This is a genomic window from Citrobacter sp. NCU1 (assembly GCF_010231475.1).
Classification (GTDB): Bacteria; Pseudomonadota; Gammaproteobacteria; order Enterobacterales; family Enterobacteriaceae; genus Citrobacter_D.
Map to the genome: position 1 here is coordinate 64,470 of NZ_NRDO01000040.1, position 21,322 is coordinate 85,791.

Consider the following 21,322-nt stretch of genomic DNA (forward strand, 5'->3'; position numbering starts at 1 on the left):
AGACGCTTATGTGTCTACATCCGGAATATTTTTCTTATGATGGCATTGCGATGGCCTGCTTCTCTTCGAGCAGTTTCTCTACCACGCCCGGATCGGCGAGGGTTGAGGTATCGCCCAGATTGCTGGTATCGCCCGCCGCTATTTTGCGCAGAATACGGCGCATAATCTTGCCGGAACGGGTTTTGGGCAGAGAGTCGGTCCAGTGCAGCACATCTGGTGTTGCCAGCGGGCCAATCTCTTTACGCACCCAGTTGCGTACTTCGGCGTACAGTTCCGGTGAGGGTTCCTCGCCGTGATTCAGCGTTACGTAGGCATAAATCGCCTGCCCCTTGATGCTGTGTGGAATACCGACTACCGCCGCTTCGGCGATCTTTGGATGCGACACCAGCGCTGATTCGATCTCCGCCGTTCCCAGACGGTGACCGGAGACGTTCAGCACGTCATCGACGCGTCCGGTGATCCAGTAGTAGCCGTCTTCGTCACGACGCGCGCCATCACCGCTGAAATACCTGTTTTTGAAAGTAGAGAAGTAGGTTTGCTCAAAACGTTCGTGATCGCCAAACAGCGTGCGTGCCTGTCCGGGCCAGGAGTCCGTGATCACCAGATTACCTTCGGTTGCGCCTTCCAGCGGATTACCTTCGTTATCCACCAGCGCTGGTTGCACGCCGAAGAAGGGATGCGTCGCAGAGCCTGCTTTTAACTCAGTCGCGCCCGGCATTGGCGTGATCATAAAGCCACCGGTTTCCGTCTGCCACCAGGTGTCTACCACCGGGCATTTCTCGTTACCGATCTTCTTCCAGTACCACTCCCAGGCCTCCGGGTTGATCGGCTCGCCAACCGAACCGAGGATGCGCAGGGAAGAGCGGTCAGTACCTTCAATGGCCTTATCGCCTTCCGCCATCAGGGCGCGAATGGCGGTGGGTGCGGTGTAGAGAATGTTGACCTGGTGTTTGTCCACCACTTGCGACATCCGCGCAGGGGTCGGCCAGTTTGGTACACCTTCAAACATCAGCGTAGTCGCGCCGCAGGCCAGCGGGCCGTACAGCAGGTAACTGTGTCCGGTCACCCAGCCCACATCGGCGGTGCACCAGTAGATATCGCCAGGATGATAGTCAAAGACATATTTGAATGTCGTGGCGGCATATACCAGATAACCCCCGGTGGTGTGCAGCACACCTTTGGGTTTGCCGGTAGAACCGGACGTGTAGAGGATGAACAGCGGATCTTCGGCGTTCACTTCGACAGGCTGATGATCGGCGCTGGCCTGCTCAATCAGCTCGTTCCACCACAGGTCACGACCTGCCTGCCAGTCAATTTTTCCGCCTGTGCGCTTCAGCACCACGACATGCTCAACGCTCTTCACGTTGGGGTTTTTCAGCGCGTCATCGACGTTCTTTTTCAGTGGGATGCTGCGCCCGGCGCGTACGCCTTCATCGGCGGTAATCACCAAACGTGAGCTGGAGTCGATGATGCGTCCGGCAACGGCTTCCGGTGAGAAGCCGCCAAAGATTACCGAATGCACGGCGCCGATACGGGCACAAGCCAGCATCGCGACAGCCGCTTCCGGCACCATTGGCATATAGATTGCCACGACGTCGCCCTTTTTAATGCCCAGCTCAAGCAGGGTATTGGCGAAACGGCAGACGTCGCGATGCAGTTCGCGATAGGTTATGTGTTTGCTCTGTGAGGCGTCGTCGCCTTCCCAGATGATGGCGGTGCGATCGCCATTTTCCTGTAGATGCCGGTCAAGGCAGTTTGCCGCCAGATTCAGCGTACCGTCCTCATACCATTTAATCGAGACATTACCTGGAGCAAAGGAGGTGTTTTTCACCTTCTGATACGGTTTGATCCAGTCGAGAATTTTTCCCTGTTCGCCCCAAAACGTATTGGGATCATTGATGGATTGCAGATATTTGGCTTCGTACTGCTCCGGGTTGATCAGGCAACGATCCGCAATGTTTGCGGGAATAGCGTGTTTATGGATTTGGCTCATGGTTTTTGTTCTCCTTGTAAGATGTTAATAATATGTCTCGTAAACGTTAAATGTAGGGGCTTTGACAGTTTTGTTTAGTATTTGCGCGGCAGATCACGCAAAAACGGAATTGTGCAAATTAGCGGCAAACTTATTTTTGAAGGGAACTCGCAAAAATGAGTTAATTCTTTCTATAACATGACGTTATAAGTGATTTTTTGAAAATGTGCGCTGTGTCGAAAGTTGAGAAAAGAAGTGGCGATTAAGGGCGGTTAATAACTCTAAAGTGGTATTTAACATGCACTTACAATTGATTAAAAACAACATTTTCAATAGGGTTATTTGTTACACATAGAGGGGAGCAATGTCATAACAGTGTTCGTGCGGTTGCTGTTATGGAAGAACAATAAAAGAACCGCCATTGCAGGCAATGGCGCCATCTGGATGAGACCTCTATGGCAAGGATTACACAACACGCACGCCGTTTCTTCAGCCTGATTTTACCTTTTTTATTTATTTCAACCGTTTATGCTGAGCAAACGCCCGTACCCGCAAAAAACGTTACCGTTGAAGCGAAGAATGAAACTTTCGCGCCTCAACATCCCGATCAATACCTCTCATGGAAAGCCACATCGGAGCAGTCAGCCCGTGATGATGCACTGGCTGAAGACCCGCGACTGGTGATCCTGTGGGCGGGATATCCCTTCTCCCGCGATTACAATAAACCGCGTGGTCACGCGTATGCGGTCACCGATGTGCGCGAAACGCTGCGTACCGGTGCGCCGAAAAACGCGGAAGACGGCCCGCTGCCGATGGCCTGTTGGAGTTGTAAAAGCCCGGATGTCGCACGTTTGATCCAAAAAGACGGCGAAGACGGCTACTTCCACGGTAAATGGGCGCGTGGCGGCCCGGAAGTCGTTAACAATTTGGGCTGCGCCGACTGTCATAACACCGCCTCGCCCGATTTTGCCAAAGGCAAACCTGAGCTAACGTTGTCGCGCCCCTATGCTGAACGCGCGATGGACGCCATTGGTAAACCGTTTGATAAGGCCAGCCGTTTCGACCAGCAATCTATGGTGTGCGGTCAGTGCCACGTGGAGTACTACTTTGACGGTAAAAAGAAAGCCGTTAAATTCCCGTGGGACGATGGTATGACCGTTGAAAATATGGAGAAATACTACGACACGATCGCCTTCTCCGACTGGACCAACTCACTGTCGAAAGCGCCAATGATAAAAGCGCAGCACCCGGAGTATGAAACCTGGAGCGAGGGCATTCACGGTAAAAACAACGTGACCTGTATCGACTGTCACATGCCGAAAGTGCAGAACGCCGAAGGCAAACTCTACACCGACCATAAGATTGGCAATCCGTTCGACAATTTCGCCCAGACCTGTGCCAACTGCCATACGCAAGATAAAGCCACGCTGCAAAAAGTTGTCGCCGACCGTAAACAGGCGATTCATGACCTGAAAATCAAGGTTGAGGATCAACTGGTTCGTGCCCATTTTGAAGCGAAAGCGGCATGGGATGCCGGTGCGACAGAAGCGGAAATGAAGCCGATTCTGGAAGATATCCGCCATGCTCAATGGCGTTGGGATATGGCGATTGCCTCGCACGGTATTCAAATGCACGCCCCGGATGAAGGTCTGCGGATGCTGGGAATCGCGATGGACAAAGCCGCGGATGCGCGAACCAAACTGGTGCGTGTGCTGGCGACGAAAGGCATCACCCATGAAATCCCGCTGCCAGATATCTCCACTAAAGAGAAAGCCCAGCAAGCGATTGGTCTGGACGTGCAGAAAATCAACGCCGAGAAGCAGGACTTTATTAAAACGGTGATTCCGCAATGGGAAGATCAGGCGCGTAAGAACGGTCTGTTAAGCCAATAACCTCAATTTGCCGGATGACAGCGCAAGCGCTTTATCCGGCCTACGGAAGTCTTGTAGGCCTGATAAGCGTAGCGCCATCAGGCATTATGCAACGGAGTGAATATGAGCGTATTACGTTCGTTATTAACTGCTGGGGTGCTGGCGTCAGGTCTGTTCTGGAGCCTGAGTGGAATGAGCGCCACGCCAACGCCGCAGGAGTCTGAACAACGCTGGACGGTGGCTCAGCAGCGCAGCCCTGATGCCGCGTGCCTGGACTGCCACAAGCCGGACACCAAAGGTATGCATGGTAAACATGCCGCTGCCATTAACCCGAATAACCAATTGCCGGTCACCTGCACCAACTGTCATGGTCAGCCTTCACCCAAGCACCGTGAAGGGGTGAAGGATGTGATGCGCTTTAACGAGCCGATGTACAACGTCGAGCAGCAGAACAGCGTCTGTATGTCCTGTCACCTGCCCGAACAGTTGCAAAAAGCGTTCTGGCCTCACGATGTCCATGTGACGAAAGTGACCTGCGCCAGTTGCCACTCGTTGCATCCTAAGCAAGACACGATGCAGACGTTAAATGATAAAGAACGGATCAAGATTTGCGTCGATTGCCACAGCGATCAGCGTAACAATCCGAACTTTAATCCGGCGTCCGTTCCCTTGCTTAAGGAGCATCCATGAGTTGCTCCCGTCGCCAGTTTATCACCCGCGTCGGCGCGCTGGTGGCGGTTAGCGCAACGGCAGGACGCGTGGTGGCAAAAACGTTGAACATCAATGGCGTTCGTTACGGTATGGTGCATGATGAAACATTGTGCATCGGCTGTACCGCCTGTATGGATGCCTGTCGGGAAGTGAATAAGGTGCCGGAAGGGGTATCGCGTCTGACGATTATTCGTAGCGAGCCGCAGGGCACATTTCCTGATGTGAAATATCGCTTCTTCCGTCACTCATGCCAGCACTGCGAGCATGCGCCCTGCGTTGATGTCTGCCCGACGGGAGCCTCATTTCGCGATGCCGCCAGCGGCATTGTGGATGTGAATCCGGATCTCTGCGTCGGTTGTCAGTACTGTATCGCCGCCTGCCCGTACCGCGTGCGGTTTATCCACCCCGTCACGAAGACGGCGGATAAATGCGATTTTTGCCGGAAGACCAATCTGAAAGCGGGCAAGCTACCCGCCTGCGTCGAGTCTTGCCCGACGAAGGCGCTGACGTTTGGCAATCTGGACGATCCCAACAGCGAGATTTCTCGTCTGTTGCAGCAGAAAACGACCTATCGCTACAAGCTGGCGTTGGGTACCAAACCGAAGGTCTACCGCGTTCCCTTTAAATTTGGGGAGGTGAGCCAATGACGCACGCTTCTGCTTTCCATTTTGAATCGCTGGTGTGGGACTGGCCCATCGCCATCTATCTGTTTTTGATTGGGATCTCCGCCGGAGTGGTCACACTGGCCATTCTGCTGCGCCGTTTCCATCCTGAGGCGGGCGGGGCGGACAGCACGCTGCTGCGCACGACGCTGGTGGTGGGGCCGGGAGCGATTATTCTCGGCCTGCTGATCCTCGTCTTCCATCTGACGCGCCCGTGGACCTTCTGGAAGCTGATGTTCCATTACAGTTTCACCTCAGTGATGTCGATGGGCGTCCTGCTGTTCCAGCTTTATATGGTCGTTCTTGTCCTGTGGCTGGCAAAAATCTTTGAAAAAGAGTTGATTGTCCTGCAACAGCGCTGGTTACCACGGCTGGGACTGGTGCAGAAGGTTCTCACGCTGTTGACGCCGTTCCATCGCGTGCTTGAAACGGTAATGCTGGTTTTGGCGGTGCTGCTCGGGGCGTATACCGGTTTTCTGCTCTCGGCGCTGAAGTCCTATCCGTTCCTGAATAACCCGATTTTGCCGGTTCTGTTCCTGTTCTCGGGGATCTCTTCAGGGGCGGCGGTGGCGCTGATTGCGATGGCTTTGCGTCATCGCGGTAATCCGCACAGCACCGAGGCGCACTTTGTGCACCGTATGGAAACCCCGGTGGTGTGGCTGGAAATCTTCCTGCTGGCGGCGTTTTTTGTCGGGCTGGCGTTGGGTGATGACGGCAAAATGCGTGCGCTGTCGGCGGCATTGGGCGGCGGATTCTGGACCTGGTGGTTCTGGCTGGGCGTGGCGGGAGTGGGATTGATTGTGCCGATGCTGTTGAAGCCCTGGGCGAATCGCGGTTCAACGTTCCATGGCGTGCTGGCGGTCTGCGGTGCCAGTCTGACCGGTGTTTTGTTACTGCGCTTCTTTATTCTTTATGCAGGGCAACTGACGGTGGCATAGCTTTTTGGATCTCTTCCTTCCTGAAGCCGGGTTTCTGGCGCTGCTACTGAGTCTCGGGGTCAACGTGTTGACCCCGTTTGCCACGCTATTGGGCACTCGCCTGCGCTGGCAGAGTGTGATGCGTCTGGCGACGGTGGGTGTGCTGGCGCAATTTGTCCTGCTACTGCTCGCGTTTTCTATCCTGGTTATCTGCTTTCTCACCAGCGACTTCTCGGTTATCTACGTCGCCCAGCACAGCTACCGTTTGTTGCCGTGGGGATTAAAACTGGCGGCAGTGTGGGGCGGCCACGAAGGATCTCTGTTGCTGTGGGTGCTGCTGCTTTCCGGTTGGGGGGCGCTGTTTGCCTGGCGCTATCGGAGGAAGTCTGATCCGTTGTTCCCTCTGACGCTCAGCATTTTGTCAGTCATTACGGCATTACTGTTGCTGTTCGTGGTGGTGTGGTCCGATCCGTTTGTGCGCCTCTTTCCGCCTGCGATTGAGGGGCGCGACCTCAACCCGATGCTTCAGCATCTCGGGTTAATTCTTCATCCTCCGCTGCTCTATCTTGGCTACGGCGGTTTGATGGTGGCGGCGGGCGTGGCATTAGCGTCGTTATTGTGTGGTGGTTTTAGCGCGGCAACGGCCTGGCTCTGCTGGCGTTGGGCGTTACCTGGCTGGAGCGCACTGACGCTTGGCATCATTCTCGGATCATGGTGGGCGTATTGTGAACTGGGCTGGGGCGGTTGGTGGTTCTGGGACCCGGTAGAAAACGCCTCCTTATTGCCCTGGCTTTCCGCCAGCGCGCTGCTGCACAGCCTGTATGTCTCACGTCAGCGTGGCATCTTCCGCCACTGGTCGCTGTTGCTGGCCATTCTGACTCTCATCCTTTCGCTGTTGGGCACGTTGATTGTGCGCTCCGGCATTTTAGTTTCCGTACACGCCTTTGCGCTGGATAACGTGCGCGCCGTACCGCTGTTTGGACTCTTCTGCGCCCTGAGCCTGGCATCGCTGGGTCTGTACGGCTGGCGGGCGCGGGTCACACAGCAGGCTGCGCGGTTCACCTTCTGGTCTCGTGAAATGTTGATTCTGGCGGCGCTGCTGTTTTTTAGCGCGGTACTGCTGATTGTGCTCATCGGAACACTTTACCCCATGCTCTACGGCTTGCTGGGGTGGGGGAGACTCTCTGTTGGCGCCCCGTATTTTAACCGCGCCACGTTGCCATTTGGCCTGCTGATGCTGGTGGTCATCGGACTCTCGGCGGGCGGATTCTGGAAACGTTCGCCGCCAATCTCCCTGCGCCGTTTGGTATGGCCTTTTGCGATTGGCTTGTTGGCCGTCGCGCCGTGCTGGTCGCTCGGTGCGACAGAAGCGTTGGCGTGTGGCCTGGTGGCGGCGGTGATGCTGCGGCTCTGGTTTCTGCCCGCCGATGCGTTGCGCCGTCAGCTTCCGCCGTTGCTGGCGCACAGTGGAGTCCTGATTGTGGCGGCGGGGATCATCTTCTCCAGCGGTAGCCGCCAGGAGGTCAGTCTTAATCTGAGTCCTGGACAGCAGGTTGAGCTGGCGGGCTATACCTTCCGCTATGAACGCCTCGATCTCGAAGCAAAGGGGAACTACACCACCGAGAAGGCGCTAATTACGCTGTGGCAGGATAAGAAACGCATCGGCAGTCTGCTGCCTGAACGACGTTTCTATGCCGCGCGTCGTCAGCAAATGATGGAGCCGGGTATTCGCTGGAATCTGCTCCACGACTGGTATGCAGTGATCGGCGAAAAAACCGGACAGGACCGTTACGCCATGCGTTTATACGTGCAGAGCGGCGTACGCTGGATATGGGGCGGTGGGCTGCTGATGGTGCTCGGCGCGCTGCTCAGCGGCTGGCGAGGGAGAAGACGCGATGCCTAAGAGGACGCCATTTTTGCTCACGCATATCCGGCCTGGAATTGATGCATACCGTAGGCCGGATAAGGCGCTAACGCCGCCATCCGGCATCACACGTTTACTCTTAGCCTTGATGCTGTTTTTCATTTCCTTTACCAGCCACGCCCAGGTTGTAGACACCTGGGCCTTTGCAAACCCCCAACAGCAGGAAAAATCGCTGTTTATTGCCAGCCAGTTGCGTTGCCCGCAGTGCCAGAATCAAAACTTACTGGAATCCAATGCGCCTGTTGCGGTCAGTATGCGCCACCAGGTTTTCACCATGGTGGCACAAGGGAAAAGTGAAGAGGAGATCACCCGCTGGATGACGCAACGTTACGGCGAATTTGTCCTCTATAACCCACCGTTGACCGGGCAAACGCTCGTGCTGTGGGCGTTGCCATGCGTACTGTTATTACTGGCAGGCGCCTTGTTATGGCGGGCGAGCGTCAGCCAGAGCAAAAAGGAGGGGGAATGAGTTTGCATCAGGTGAGTGTACTACTGTTGCGTCACAGCCAGCGCCAGGCCCGTCAGCAACTGTCTGAGGAGGCCGCAACACCATTGCTGCGTGAGCTACATCACGATCTGGCACAACCGACGGCGATGGGAGTACCATTACGTCCGTTGCCGGTAAAAGCGCTGAGCGTCGCTGTGGCAGGCGTGCTGCTGCTCTGTGTCGGCGGTTATCTGCTGAGCGCTAAATGGCATGCGGTTCGCCAGGAACAGCTGCGGCTGGCAGATCCGCTACATGTTTTTGCGGATGAACCGAATTCGGAAAAACAGCTGCTGGCATTGCAGGCGAAGATTCGTGCGAATCCGCAGGACAGTGAGCTGTGGGCGATGCTTGGCGAGTATTATCTGTGGCGTAACGCGTACCACAATGCGCTGCTGGCTTACCGTCAGGCACTGCGCCTGAAAGGCGAAAACGCGGAACTCTATTCGGCGCTGGCAACGGTGTTGTACTACCAGGCCGGGCAGCATATGACGCCTGATACGCGTGAAATGATTGATAAAGCGCTGTCGCTGGATGCGACGGAAGTGACTGCCTTGATGTTGTTGGCCTCTGATGCGTTTATGCAGGCAAACTACGTACAGGCCATTTCATTGTGGCAACAATTACTGGATTTGAACTCGCCCAGAGTTAACCGCGTGCAGCTCATTGACGCTATCAATATGGCGAAATTGTTGCGGAATCAGCAGAAATAATTTTGCTTTATTGTGATTTATGGCGTTTTTGATGTTTAAGAAATAAGCAATTGAACAGAAAGGTTAAAATGATTTATAAAGTGTATTATTCAAAATCACAGGTATAAAAATCTTTTCATAACAAATAGTTATTCATGATTATCGCGATAAACTCGCGTTATTATGCATTAAATTAGCGAAAAGCCCTGTTCTTAAAGGGTTGCGTAAGATGCCATGCAAATGGTACTGATTATGCCCGTTAAAAAACACTACAAACGTACACAACACAATTCATACCCTTTCAGTATGTAACCATTCTTACGTCAGCGCACGTAGAAATGGCGCTTCATTGAGGAAGTTTGTCGTTATGAAAAATATGAAAATCAGCCTGGCCTGGCAAATTTTGCTGGCTATGGTGCTGGGTATTCTGCTAGGCAGTTATCTGCATTATCACAGTGACAGCCGCGAATGGCTGGTTGTAAACCTGCTCTCTCCGGCGGGTGATATCTTTATCCACCTGATCAAAATGATCGTTGTGCCGATTGTGATCTCTACCCTTGTGGTCGGTATTGCAGGCGTCGGCGACGCGAAACAACTGGGGCGCATTGGCGCCAAAACCATTATCTATTTCGAAGTGATCACGACCGTTGCCATCATCCTTGGCATTACCCTGGCGAACGTGTTCCAGCCCGGTTCCGGGATCGATATGTCGCAATTAGCGACAGTGGATATTTCGAAATATCAGAACACGACGGCAGAAGTGCAGAGCCACGCGCATGGCTTGATGGGCACCATTTTGTCGTTGGTACCGACCAATATCATCGCGTCGATGGCGAAAGGCGACATGCTGCCGATTATCTTCTTCTCGGTGCTGTTTGGTCTCGGCCTGTCATCGTTGCCGTCAACGCACCGCGAACCGCTGGTGGCGGTGTTCCGCTCCATTTCAGAAACCATGTTTAAAGTGACGCACATGGTGATGCGCTATGCGCCAGTCGGTGTGTTTGCGTTGATCGCCGTCACCGTCGCTAACTTTGGTTTTGCGTCGTTGTGGCCGCTGGCGAAACTGGTGTTGTTGGTTCACTTCGCGATTCTGTTCTTTGCCCTGGTGGTGCTGGGAATTGTGGCGCGGGTCTGTGGGCTGAGTATCTGGATCCTGATCCGTATCCTGAAGGATGAGCTGATTCTGGCGTACTCGACGGCCAGCTCGGAGAGCGTACTGCCTCGCATCATTGAAAAGATGGAAGCCTACGGCGCACCGGCGTCGATCACCAGTTTCGTGGTGCCAACCGGCTACTCCTTTAACCTTGATGGTTCAACGCTGTACCAGAGTATTGCGGCCATTTTTATCGCGCAGCTGTATGGTATCGACCTGTCGCTGTGGCAGGAAATCGTGCTGGTGCTGACGTTAATGGTGACATCGAAAGGGATTGCTGGCGTGCCGGGCGTTTCTTTCGTGGTGTTGTTAGCAACGTTGGGTAGCGTGGGGATCCCGCTGGAAGGTCTGGCGTTTATTGCCGGTGTTGACCGTGTCCTCGACATGGCGCGTACGGCGCTGAACGTGGTGGGCAATGCGCTGGCGGTGCTGGTGATCGCCAAGTGGGAACACAAATTTGACCGCAAAAAAGCGCTGGCGTATGAGCGCGAAGTGTTGGGCAAATTCGATAAAACCGCCGATCAATAATTGATTGCGGGTTGATTGCAGGTTGATTGCCGGATGGCGCTTCGCTTATCCGGCCTACAAGGGAAGTGTAGGCCTGATAAGACGCGAGAGCGTCGCCATCAGGCAATCTGACTCACCCATTGGTTAACTTTTCAAACTCTTCGCAGCCAGTATCGAACCCTTCCATACAACTCAGATTCAGCCAGTGCAGCGCCTTCTGCTTATTCTTCTCAATAAAACCCTGTTCACCGTTCAGGAAGATCATTCCGGCCCAGTATTCGGAATATCCGGTACGGGAAATCGCGGAGCTGCGCTTGAAGTACCAGGTGGCTTTAGCGTCGTCTGCCGGGATCCCCACACCGTTGGCGTAAATGAGCCCAAGCAGCATTTGCGCGTCGACGGCAGAGTCGTTTTCCAGATTTTCAGAGGCGTTTTGCAGTAGTGAGATCGCTTTTGGATAATCCGGGTGGCCCGCCTGGGTGTTGACCAAAATGCGCGCCAGCGTAATCTCGCCCGGCAGGCTCCCCGCCTGTACGGCTTTTTCGGCGAGCGTCCTGGCCTCGGGGTAATCCAGACTCACTGGATTGGTTATCTTGATTTGCGCCAGTAGTGCACAGGCGTCCGCATCACCGTTATCTGCCGATTTTTGCGCCCAGAATTCGGCCTGGCTCAGGTTCCCGGAGCTAAACCAACTGTCTGCGAGATAGTATTGCGCCCGTCGGTCTCCGGATTCGGCGGCCTTCAAATACTGGCTGCCCGGTTCAGGCTCTTCGGCATGGGCAACGCAGGCCATCATTAACATCAATGCGAAAAGTCGTTTCATATTGTTTTTATGTTTAGGGTACGGAATAAGCAGTATAGAGCGAACTTTTAGATAAAAAAACAGCCTCCCGAAGGAGGCTGTTGAGGCGGGTATCAAACGAAAACGGATCAGCCCATTGCGCTTTCGCGCAGGCGAGTTTTCAGCTTGTTGTACTCATCAATCACATACTGTTCGGCAGTGCGCTGATCGGCAATGCGTTCAACGTTGACGGCACAGTACTTATACTCTGGCGTTTTGGTAATCGGGCTTAAGTTCTCGGTTACCAGCTCATTACAGGCACCAATCCACCACTGGTAGGTCATGTAAATCGCGCCTTTGTTCGGACGATCGCTCACTGCGGCACGGGTGATGACTCGTCCCTTGCGTGAGTTAACCCACACCAGCTCTTCATCTTTAATACCCAGACGTTCAGCGTCGTCGGTATTGATTTGCGCATAGCCTGGTTCATCCGCCAGCGCTGCCAGCGCCGCACAGTTGCCGGTCATCGAACGACAAGAGTAGTGGCCGACTTCGCGCACCGTGGAGAGCACCATCGGATACTCTTCGGTGAGCTTGTCGATAGGCGCTACCCAGTCACAGGTGAAGAACTGCGCCAGGCCGTTCGGGGTGTCGAACTTCTCTTTAAAGAGGTAAGAGGTCCCCTGATCGGCATCCGACGTATCGCGGCATGGCCACTGGATGTAGCCCAGTTCGCCCATCTTCTCGTAGGTGGCACCGTAGAAATCCGGACACAGGTGGCGCAACTCATCCCAGATTTCCTGAGTGTTGTTGTAGTGCATCGGATAGCCCATACGGGTCGCGATTTCACTGATGATTTGCCAGTCTGTTTTCAGATCCCACTTCGGCTCAACTGCTTTGAAGAAGCGCTGGAAACCACGGTCAGCAGCAGAGAAGACGCCTTCATGCTCACCCCATGACGTAGACGGTAAAATAACGTCTGCGGCCGCGGCGGTTTTGGTCATGAAGATGTCCTGCACGATAACCAGTTCCAGATCCTCAAACCCTTTGCGCACTGCAGAGAGTTCCGCATCAGTCTGTAGCGGATCTTCACCCATAATGTACGCTGCGCGAACTTCGCCATGCGCCGCACGGTGTGGCAGTTCGCTGATGCGATAGCCGGTATGTGCAGGCAGACTTTCCACGCCCCAGGCTTTGGCGAATTTCTCGCGGTTTTCCGGGAACTTCACGTACTGGTAGCCAGGATAGGTATCCGGCAGCGCACCCATGTCACAGGCACCCTGAACGTTGTTCTGACCACGAACCGGGTTAACACCCACGCTTGGTTTACCGAGGTTACCGGTCAGCATGGAGAGGCTGGTCAGTGAACGTACGGTTTCAACACCCTGATAGAACTGGGTGACGCCCATGCCCCACAGGATTGTCGCGTTTTTCGCGGTCGCGTACATACGCGCAGCCTGACGAATTTCCTGTGCGCTAACGCCAGTAATCTCTTCGACAGACTCCGGCGTATAGCCTTCGACAATCTTACGATACTCTTCAAACCCTTCCGTACGAGAGGCGACGAACGCCTGGTCGTGCAGGTTTTCTTCAATAATGACGTGGCCCATAGCATTGAGCAGCGCGATATTCGAGCCGTTTTTCAATGCGATGTGCATATCGGCAATACGCGCAGTTTCGATTTTGCGCGGATCGCAGACGATAATTTTCGCCCCGTTACGTTTAGCGTTGATCACGTGATTCGCCACGATAGGGTGGGAATCCGCCGGGTTATACCCGAAGATGAACACTAAATCTGTGTTATCAATTTCATTGATAGCATTACTCATTGCGCCGTTACCGACCGATTGGTGCAGACCTGCAACCGATGGGCCGTGTCAGACGCGAGCGCAGCAGTCAACGTTATTGGTACCAATAACGGCGCGCGCGAATTTTTGCATTACATAGTTGGTTTCATTACCGGTACCGCGGGAGGAGCCGGTTGTCTGAATGGCATCCGGGCCATACTTCGCTTTGATAGCGCTCAGGCGGTCAGCAACGTAATTCAGCGCTTCATCCCAGGACACGGATTCCAGTTTGCCGCCACGCTGGCGACGGATCATAGGGGTTTTCAGGCGCGGGGTCAGGATCTGGGTATCATTGATAAAATCCCAGCCATAATAGCCCTTCAGACACAAGGTACCCTGATTGGTCTTCCCTTGCGCCGCCTCCGCCCGAACGATTTTGCCGTTATCGACCACCAGGTTGATTTTGCAACCTGATGCGCAATACGGGCAAACCGTGACGACTTTTTTCATCGGTCTCGCTCCAGTTAATCAAATCGCGCATACGCGCTGTCGCCTTTAGTATGCATCTTTTATGCCATCTTTTTATTGTGGGCATACCCTGATATTACGGGCAAATTTTGTTCAAAATGCTGACGAAAAGCAGGCTGTCGTCAGTTTTGACGTGACGAATTCGAAATATGTGACAGCCAGTCAATGTGACGGTGCTTATGTTTCCAGCATCTCCTCCTGCGCAATTTCTGTTACTCAGGGCAGAATCATTCACACTCATCTGAGTGAGAGACGAAAGGGGGAAGGATGATGAAGCCTGCTGTTTTGATCGTGGATGACGACACCGCAATCTGCGCACTGCTGCAGGATGTGTTGAACGAACATGTTTTTGCGGTTACCACCTGCCACACCGGACAGGAGGCGATACGCTGCGTTGAAGAACGTCCCGACATTGCGTTGATACTGCTGGATATGATGCTCCCCGACATCAACGGATTGATGGTGTTGCAGCAGGTCCAGAAAATCAGGCCGACGCTGCCCGTGGTGATGCTGACAGGGATGGACAGCGAATCTGATGTGGTGGTGGGGCTGGAAATGGGGGCGGATGATTACATCAGCAAACCGTTTAATCCCCGGGTGGTGGTAGCGCGCGTCAAAGCTGTGCTGCGCCGGGGCGGTGTACCGGTCGCCGAAGGCGGCGTGACGCCAATCTCCGGCCTTTCTTTTAATGGCTGGCATCTGGATACCGGGCGTTGTCAGTTGCGTAATCCGCAGCAACAGACGATAGATCTGACGCAAGGGGAGTACAGCCTGCTCGTGGCGCTGGCGCAAAATGCCCGTCGGGTTCTGAGTCGCGAGCAGTTGCTGGCGCTAACGCACAGCGACAGCATCGAGGTCTTTGACCGCACCATCGATGTGTTAATCATGCGTTTGCGCCGCAAAATTGAAGCCAATCCACATCAGCCGACGCTAATCAAAACGATACGCGGTCTGGGGTATGTGTTTGCCGCCGACGTGCAGCATCACGACAAGGCGGCATAATGTTGTTGCTCCGAACGTAGGACTCATCAGCGTAGCGCCATCAGGCACCTTTGCTGGATGGCGGCGCGAACGCCTTATCCAGCCTACAAACTTCATCCTGCACCGGGTATTTCCGCTTTTAACTCCGCCAGCGTTTTGGCGCCGTCAATGGCGTTTGCACACAGCAGACTGGCCCGTGCGCAGGCATGCGCCAGCGTAATGCTGTCGGCAAGCGACCATGACTCATGACAGCCATACAGGAAGCCCGCGCAAAAGGCGTCGCCTGCGCCAACGCTGCCGACGATCGCCTCCTGCGCCAGCTTCTGCGACGGCACCCAGACGCCAGGTTGCCCCGGCGTTTCCCCCCACGCGCCTTCCGGGCAGTGGATCACCACACGCTGTCGAACGCCAGCATTGAGCAGCTCTTGCGCGATGCTGGCGATGTTCGGAATATGCGGCCCGCCGTCCGGATAACGCACCTCCAGACCGCTGAACTCTCCGGCTTCCAGCTCGTTAATCACCAGATAATCAAGATGACGCAATGCGGGCATCACCAGCGGCTGATAACGCGGATCGCCCTGACGCGAGACCAGATCCAGCGACGTTTCGAACCCATTTTCGCGCATCTGCGCTAAGAGCCGCGCGCTACGCGTACCGTACTGGCTATCCGGCATATCCAGACTGTCGAGCAGCAGCAGATAACCGAGATGGAAGATTTTCATCGCGTTGTCGAGCTGATCAAAGGCGGGCAGATCCAACAGGCGGTTCGCGCCTGGCGAGTGAAAAAAGGTACGCTGGCCGCTGGGATCGGTCATGACTTGCGACATTGAGGTCGGTGCAAAGGTAGTGCGCTGCACGTGCTGGCGATTGACATGGTACTGCTCCAGCATCGCCATAATGTAGTCGCCGTCACTGTCCTGACCGATGAGCCCCACGGCCTGCAAAGGCAAACCGGTGTGCATTTTTGCCAGCGTCAGTAAGACGTTAAGCGGCGCGCCGCCCGTGGAACGCTCGCTGTGAATAATTTCCGCCAACCAGCCGCGCTCCGGCCACTGCACAATTTGATGCACGTGATCGACCAGCATATTGCCCGCAGCGATGATACCTTTGCGTTCCATCACACTTTCCCCGCGCTGCCAAAAATGCGCATCTGCTCAGAGACGGTATCCGTAATCGCAGCCTCAATGCCCAGCAATAACTCGGCAAATTCATCGTACAGCGCCTGACGGTTCGCCATGCGCGATTCGATGGCGGCCAGCGCCGCCTGCGACATGCCGGTATAAAAGTTGATTTTGTGAATGCCCAGCTCAATGGCGCGCCGAAAATCAGCGTCGCTGATGCCGGAGCCGCCGTGCAGTACCAGGGGGATCGCCGCCTGCTGGCGGATCTCATCCAGACGCGGGAAGTCGAGTTTCGGCTCGCCTTTGTATTTACCGTGCGCGTTGCCGATGGCGACCGCAAGGGCGTCAATCCCGGTTCTGTCGACAAAGTCTCGTGCCAGCAGCGGGTCGGTAAACAGCGATTCGTCGGCATGACCATACAGCGCGCCGCCTTCATCGCCGCCAACGGCCCCCAGCTCAGCCTCCACGGATACGCCTACGGCATGGCACATTTTCACCACTTCGCGGGTCTGGCGAATGTTTTCTTCATACTCCAGCGTCGAGCCGTCAAACATCACTGAACTGAAGCCCAGACGCAGCGCCTGAACCACGGATTCAAAATGCAGCCCGTGGTCGAGATTCAGCACCACTGGGATGTCGTGGCGCGCCGCCTCGAATTTAATGGACTCGACCAGTGAATCCAGCGAGACATACTTAAAATGCACCTCGGCAATATTGATAATAAACGGCGAGCGCTCCTGCTTCGCCGCGGCAAACAGCGCGCGTAAAAAGTGAGAGTCCAGAACGTTAAACGCGCCTAACGCGTAGCGATGCTCACGGGCGTGGGCGAGCCCATCAGCAAGAGAAATCAATGGCATAACGGTCTCCTTGTTCAACGGAACAGTCGATACTCATTACACAGCACCAGCTGCGCCGGTTCATCTTCTTCAATGTCGTTATAACGGGCGAGAGGCTGCAGGAAGTGGTTGTCGTGGTCGTCGTCATTGACGGAGGAGACTTCGCCGACCAGCACATCGCCAAAGCCAGACTCTGCCCAAAAGCTGTGATACAGACCGGGCGTCAGACAGATACTCTCTCCGGGCGTCAGGCGCAACTGGCTTCCCGCCGCATGGGTTTGTCGGCAGCCATCAATCACCACCGTGACATCACTGTTATCTGTTTGACCGTGGGTGTCAGCATTCCACAACTCAACGATCAGATTGCCGCCGCCGCGATTGATGATGTCTTCCTGCTTGCGCCAGTGAAAATGCATCGGCGTGATTTGCGCGTCCCGCACATGCATGATTTTTTCGGCGTAGCACTTTTCGTAAGGGAAGGCTTTGGGTGAACCGTTGCGCAGGGTAAACAGCGTTAACCCTAAGGCGGCAAAGTTTTCCCCGCCAAAAGCGGTCACATCCCAGCCGAGCTTGAGATCGAACACTTCACGCCATGCTTCGGCATCCAACTGTCGCCACTGTGTTGGCGCAAAACTGGCGAAGGGCGGAAGGTGGATGTCATGCATGGAAAAAAACTGTCGTGTGTGACCGAGGATTTCGTTTATTTCGGAGCGTTTCATTGAAAGAATTCCCCTGATGTGGTGCCGGGTTGTGGCGAAACCCTTATCCGGCCTACAAATTTATAACGATCCTGTAGGCCGGATAAGCGCAGTGCCATCCGGCGTTATGTGTCCGGGTTATTTCACCGTCCAACCCTTATAACTACCGACGTTGCTCTTATCGATCATCGTCACGGGGATCAGCACTGGCTCTTTCGGTGCGGGTTTCCCCTGTAGAATGTCATAGCCGATTTCTACCGCTTTTGCCGCCATAACCTGCGGATCTTGTGCAGGCGTTGCGACAAACAGCGAATTCTCACGCTTCAGCGCCTCCTCACCATCCGGGCTACCATCCACGCCGACGATAAAGAACTCATTACGTTGCGCCTGTTTTGCCGCCAGATCGGCGCCGATCGCCGTCGGATCGTTAATCGCAAACACGCCGTCGATCTTCGGATTCGCCGCCAGCAGGGCGGTCATCACTTCCAGACCCCCTTCACGACTGCCTTTGGCGTTCTGGTTATACGACAGCACCTTGATCTCCGGATGGCGCTTAAATTCGGTCTGGCAGCCTTCCACACGGTTTTGCACGGCAGACACCGGCGGTCCGTTGATGATCACCACATTGCCTTTGCCTTTCAGGCGATCGGTAATGTATTTACACGCCATTTCCCCCGCCTGGGTGTTGTTGGAGGTAATGGTGGCGTCTGCGCCATCGGCCGCGACGTCAACGGCGACGACCACGATCCCCGCATCTTTGGCACGTTTCACCGCCGGACCGATCCCTTTAGAATCTGCCGCGTTAAGGATTATCATGTCGACTTTGGCGGCGATAAAGTTGTCGATCTGCGATACCTGCTGACCCAGATCGTAGCCGCTGGAGACCAGCGTGACTTTCACGCCGTCGCCCGCCAGTTTGCGTGCTTCCAGTTCTGCCCCTTTGGTGATCTGCACGAAGAACGGGTTGGCAAGATCGCCCACCGTCACGCCGATCGATTTGAGATCTTTGGCCTGCGTAAACGGTGCTGCGGTAAGCAGCGCGCCTGCACAGATCGCAGTCACTAATGGCTTCAAACGCATAGTCTTTTCCTCACGTAGGGTACTTTTTGTTGTCATTGCCTGATGGCACTTCACTTATCCGTCCTACGAGGTTGTAGGACGGATAAGGCCGGCAGGTGTTTATGCACTTTGATGATGCCGGGTACGGTATTTGTCGATCAGCACCGCAATGATGATCACCGCCCCTTTGATCACCAGTTGCCAAAAGTAGGAGACGCCCATCAGCGTCATGCCGTTGTTGAGGGTGGCAATGATCAGCGCCCCCACCAGCGTGCCGGTGATCGTGCCGATCCCACCGACAAAACTGGTACCGCCGAGGATCACCGCGGCGATGGCATCCAGCTCGTAGCCCATGCCCAGATTGCCGTTGGCGCTGTACAGACGTGAGGCGCTCATCACCCCGCCAAGCCCGGAAAGCAGGCCGCTCATGCCATACACAAACAGCAGCACCAGCCACACTTTGATACCGGTTAAGCGCGCCGCCTGCATGTTGCCGCCCACCGCATAGATATGAACCCCCAGCGTGGTGCGGCGCAAAATAAACCAGCACACCACAATGACCGCCAGCGCAATCACCACCAGCCACGGAATTGGCCCGAGATAGTTGTTGCCGATCCACTCGAAACTGATATTGGAGTTAATCACCGTGGTGCCATCGGCCAGCAAGTAAGCCGCTCCGCGCAGCGCTGTATAGGTGCCAAGAGTGACAATAAATGGCGGCAGTCCGGCAAAGGCCACCAGCGCGCCGTTAAACAAGCCCAGCAGCATACCGAGCATCAGCGCGACGGGCACAGAGAGCATGGCGAATTCGGGGATCAGTGAAACCGCCATCGCCGCCACCGCAGTGGTGCCAAGAATCGACCCGACCGAAAGATCGATACCCCCCGTCAGAATGATGAAGGTCATTCCCGCCGCCAGCACGATGTTGATCGATGCCTGGCGGGTAATATTCAACAGATTGCTCTCGGTAAAAAAGTTGGGCGCAATAAAGCCAAATACCGCGACAATCAGGATCAGAATGGGCAGGATACCGATGGTTTGCATCAGATCGCTCATCAGCATTTTTTTCGCGGAGGCGGATTTCGCCACCTGCTGGGGAGTGGTTGAATTATTCATGGTTGCCTCGTCTGAGGGTGAGAGTCGTTCGCGCCGGTGGCCAGCGTCATGATGTTTTCCTGTGAAATACTTTTCCCGTCCAGCTCTCCGGCAATGCTGCCTTCATGCATGACGTACACCCGATCGCTCATGCCGACAATCTCCGGCAGCTCGCTGGAGATCATCAGGATCGCCACGCCCTGACGCGCCATGTCATTCATGATGCGGTAGATCTCGCTCTTAGCGCCGACATCCACGCCGCGCGTCGGTTCATCAAGGATCAAGATACGCGGGCCGATCGCCACCCAGCGTGAAATCAACAGCTTTTGCTGGTTGCCGCCGGAAAGCCCGCCCGCCCGCACCTGCGCATGCGGTACGCGGATGTTGAGCAACTGGATGGCGTCATCGGAGATCGTCTGGGCTTTTTTACGGTTGAGCATTCCCCAGGTGGCGTCACGCTCCAGCGTCGCCATCGTGATGTTCTCTGCCGCCGCCAGCTCTAAAAAGAGTCCCTGCTCTTTGCGGTTCTCCGTGAGAAAACCGATGCCATAGTCGATGGCTTCGCGTGGGGAGTGGATCACCACCGGTTCGCCATCCACTTCAATCATGCCGCCGGTAGCTTTGCGCACGCCAAAAATGAGTTGCGCCAGTTCAGAGCGTCCGGCGCCGACTAAGCCCGCCAGGCCGACAATTTCTCCGGAATGCACCACTAAACTGCACGGTTGTACTTTGCCGCCATCGGTCAGGTGATGCACATTCAGGCGCATTTTTCCGAGTGGAATGTCGCGCTCTTTGTTAAACAGATCGCTCAGTGGCCGACCCACCATCATTCGCACCAGTTCGGCGGCGTTGAGTTTGTCGCGGGTCAGGCTGCCGACGTACTGCCCGTCGCGCAGCACACTGACGCGATCCGAGAGCTCATACACTTCCGCCATGCGGTGGCTAATGTAGATAATCGCCATCCCTTCATCGCGCAGACGCATAATCAGTTCAAACAGGCGGTGGGTTTCACGCGAGGAGAGGGCGGCGGTGGGTTCATCCATCACCAGAATACGGCTGTTGCGGTGCAGAGCGCGGGCGATTTCCACCTGCTGTTGCTCGGCGATGGTCAGCCGCATCACTTTATCGCTGGCTTTAAACTGTGCGCCGAGGCGATCGATAACCAGCTGCGCCTGCTGGATCATCTCTTTGCGTTGCACCAGCCCGCCGCGCGACAGTTCGCTCCCGAGGAAAATGTTCTCCGCGACCGTCAGGTTCGGAGCGAGCTGCATTTCCTGATAAATCAGGGTAATGCCGGCGCTCAGGGCGTCTTTTGGGCCTTTGATATGGAAGGGCTGACCGTCGATCAGGATCTCGCCGCTGGTGGCGCTGTACGCCCCGGCAAGTACCTTCATCAGGGTGCTTTTCCCCGCGCCGTTTTCACCCATCAACGCGTGGATTTCGCCGGGAAATACCGTCAGATCGACCCCTTTCAGCGCGTAAAATTTGCCAAAGGCTTTGGCAATATTGCGCATCTCCAGAACCGGTGCCCTGCTCATGGCGG

At 55.1% G+C, this 21,322-nt stretch carries 16 protein-coding genes and 1 pseudogene; 8 read left to right on the plus strand and 9 right to left on the minus strand.

Translation table 11 applies throughout. The annotated features are described in order from the left end of the window. Nucleotides 1–34: 34 nt before the first annotated feature. Nucleotides 35–1,993 carry an acetate--CoA ligase gene (gene acs, locus CJP72_RS13200; protein ID WP_162381820.1) on the minus strand — a complete coding sequence of 653 codons (1,959 nt, stop codon included), beginning with the start codon at nucleotides 1,991–1,993 and terminating at the stop codon, nucleotides 35–37. A gap of 434 nt (nucleotides 1,994–2,427) precedes the next feature. On the opposite strand from acs, the gene nrfA reads away from it, so the two are divergent. The 7 genes and pseudogenes from nrfA (at nucleotide 2,428) to gltP (ending at nucleotide 10,914) form a co-directional block, all read left to right on the plus strand. Beyond that, the gene (gene nrfA / locus CJP72_RS13205) at nucleotides 2,428–3,864 is read left to right on the plus strand and encodes an ammonia-forming nitrite reductase cytochrome c552 subunit (protein WP_162381821.1); all 1,437 of its coding nucleotides are present in this window, start codon (nucleotides 2,428–2,430) and stop codon (nucleotides 3,862–3,864) included. 102 nt (nucleotides 3,865–3,966) lie between these two features. Next, nucleotides 3,967–4,533 carry a cytochrome c nitrite reductase pentaheme subunit gene (gene nrfB / locus CJP72_RS13210; RefSeq protein WP_162381822.1) on the plus strand — a complete coding sequence of 189 codons (567 nt, stop codon included), beginning with the start codon at nucleotides 3,967–3,969 and terminating at the stop codon, nucleotides 4,531–4,533. After that, entirely contained in the window at nucleotides 4,530–5,201 is a 672-nt protein-coding gene (gene nrfC / locus CJP72_RS13215) for a cytochrome c nitrite reductase Fe-S protein (protein WP_162381823.1), read from the plus strand. Before nrfB ends, nrfC begins: the two co-directional genes overlap by 4 nt. After that, complete coding sequence (gene nrfD, locus CJP72_RS13220; RefSeq protein WP_162381824.1) at nucleotides 5,198–6,154, plus strand: cytochrome c nitrite reductase subunit NrfD; 957 nt, start codon at nucleotides 5,198–5,200, stop codon at nucleotides 6,152–6,154. Before nrfC ends, nrfD begins: the two co-directional genes overlap by 4 nt. A 4-nt stretch (nucleotides 6,155–6,158) precedes the next feature. Further along, nucleotides 6,159–8,526, plus strand: a pseudogene (gene nrfF / locus CJP72_RS13225) (heme lyase NrfEFG subunit NrfF). Nucleotides 8,527–8,651: 125 nt separating this feature from the next. Next, nucleotides 8,652–9,254: a heme lyase NrfEFG subunit NrfG gene (gene nrfG / locus CJP72_RS13235; RefSeq protein ID WP_238340067.1), complete on the plus strand. Its 603-nt coding sequence runs from the start codon at nucleotides 8,652–8,654 to the stop codon at nucleotides 9,252–9,254. A gap of 346 nt (nucleotides 9,255–9,600) precedes the next feature. Beyond that, nucleotides 9,601–10,914: a glutamate/aspartate:proton symporter GltP gene (gene gltP, locus CJP72_RS13240; protein WP_162381828.1), complete on the plus strand. Its 1,314-nt coding sequence runs from the start codon at nucleotides 9,601–9,603 to the stop codon at nucleotides 10,912–10,914. A gap of 112 nt (nucleotides 10,915–11,026) precedes the next feature. Here gltP and yjcO read toward each other — a convergent pair whose 3' ends face one another. Together yjcO and fdhF are read right to left on the minus strand one after the other, a co-directional pair. Further along, nucleotides 11,027–11,716 (minus strand): Sel1 family TPR-like repeat protein YjcO, encoded by a 690-nt coding sequence (gene yjcO, locus CJP72_RS13245; RefSeq protein WP_162381829.1) that lies wholly within the window; start codon nucleotides 11,714–11,716, stop codon nucleotides 11,027–11,029. Between the two features lie 107 nt (nucleotides 11,717–11,823). Then, on the minus strand, nucleotides 11,824–13,971 hold the full coding sequence (gene fdhF / locus CJP72_RS13250) for a formate dehydrogenase subunit alpha (protein ID WP_162381830.1): 2,148 nt from the start codon (nucleotides 13,969–13,971) through the stop codon (nucleotides 11,824–11,826). A 288-nt stretch (nucleotides 13,972–14,259) separates the two neighbouring features. Between fdhF and CJP72_RS13255 the strand changes: the two genes are divergently transcribed. After that, on the plus strand, nucleotides 14,260–14,991 hold the full coding sequence (locus CJP72_RS13255) for a response regulator transcription factor (protein ID WP_162381886.1): 732 nt from the start codon (nucleotides 14,260–14,262) through the stop codon (nucleotides 14,989–14,991). A gap of 92 nt (nucleotides 14,992–15,083) precedes the next feature. Here CJP72_RS13255 and CJP72_RS13260 read toward each other — a convergent pair whose 3' ends face one another. The 6 genes from CJP72_RS13260 to CJP72_RS13285 form a co-directional block, all read right to left on the minus strand. Next, complete coding sequence (locus tag CJP72_RS13260; RefSeq protein ID WP_162381831.1) at nucleotides 15,084–16,091, minus strand: PfkB family carbohydrate kinase; 1,008 nt, start codon at nucleotides 16,089–16,091, stop codon at nucleotides 15,084–15,086. After that, on the minus strand, nucleotides 16,088–16,948 hold the full coding sequence (locus CJP72_RS13265) for a ketose 1,6-bisphosphate aldolase (protein WP_162381832.1): 861 nt from the start codon (nucleotides 16,946–16,948) through the stop codon (nucleotides 16,088–16,090). The genes CJP72_RS13260 and CJP72_RS13265 overlap by 4 nt, the downstream gene beginning before the upstream one ends. A 14-nt stretch (nucleotides 16,949–16,962) precedes the next feature. Further along, nucleotides 16,963–17,646 carry a D-lyxose/D-mannose isomerase gene (locus CJP72_RS13270; RefSeq protein ID WP_162381833.1) on the minus strand — a complete coding sequence of 228 codons (684 nt, stop codon included), beginning with the start codon at nucleotides 17,644–17,646 and terminating at the stop codon, nucleotides 16,963–16,965. A gap of 117 nt (nucleotides 17,647–17,763) precedes the next feature. Then, nucleotides 17,764–18,705: an ABC transporter substrate-binding protein gene (locus tag CJP72_RS13275; protein WP_162381834.1), complete on the minus strand. Its 942-nt coding sequence runs from the start codon at nucleotides 18,703–18,705 to the stop codon at nucleotides 17,764–17,766. 99 nt (nucleotides 18,706–18,804) lie between these two features. Then, nucleotides 18,805–19,800, minus strand: a complete 996-nt coding sequence (locus CJP72_RS13280; RefSeq protein ID WP_162381835.1) for an ABC transporter permease subunit — start codon at nucleotides 19,798–19,800, stop codon at nucleotides 18,805–18,807. After that, nucleotides 19,797–21,317, minus strand: coding sequence for a sugar ABC transporter ATP-binding protein (locus tag CJP72_RS13285; RefSeq protein ID WP_162381836.1), 1,521 nt, complete (start codon nucleotides 21,315–21,317; stop codon nucleotides 19,797–19,799). Before CJP72_RS13285 ends, CJP72_RS13280 begins: the two co-directional genes overlap by 4 nt. Nucleotides 21,318–21,322 lie beyond the last annotated feature (5 nt).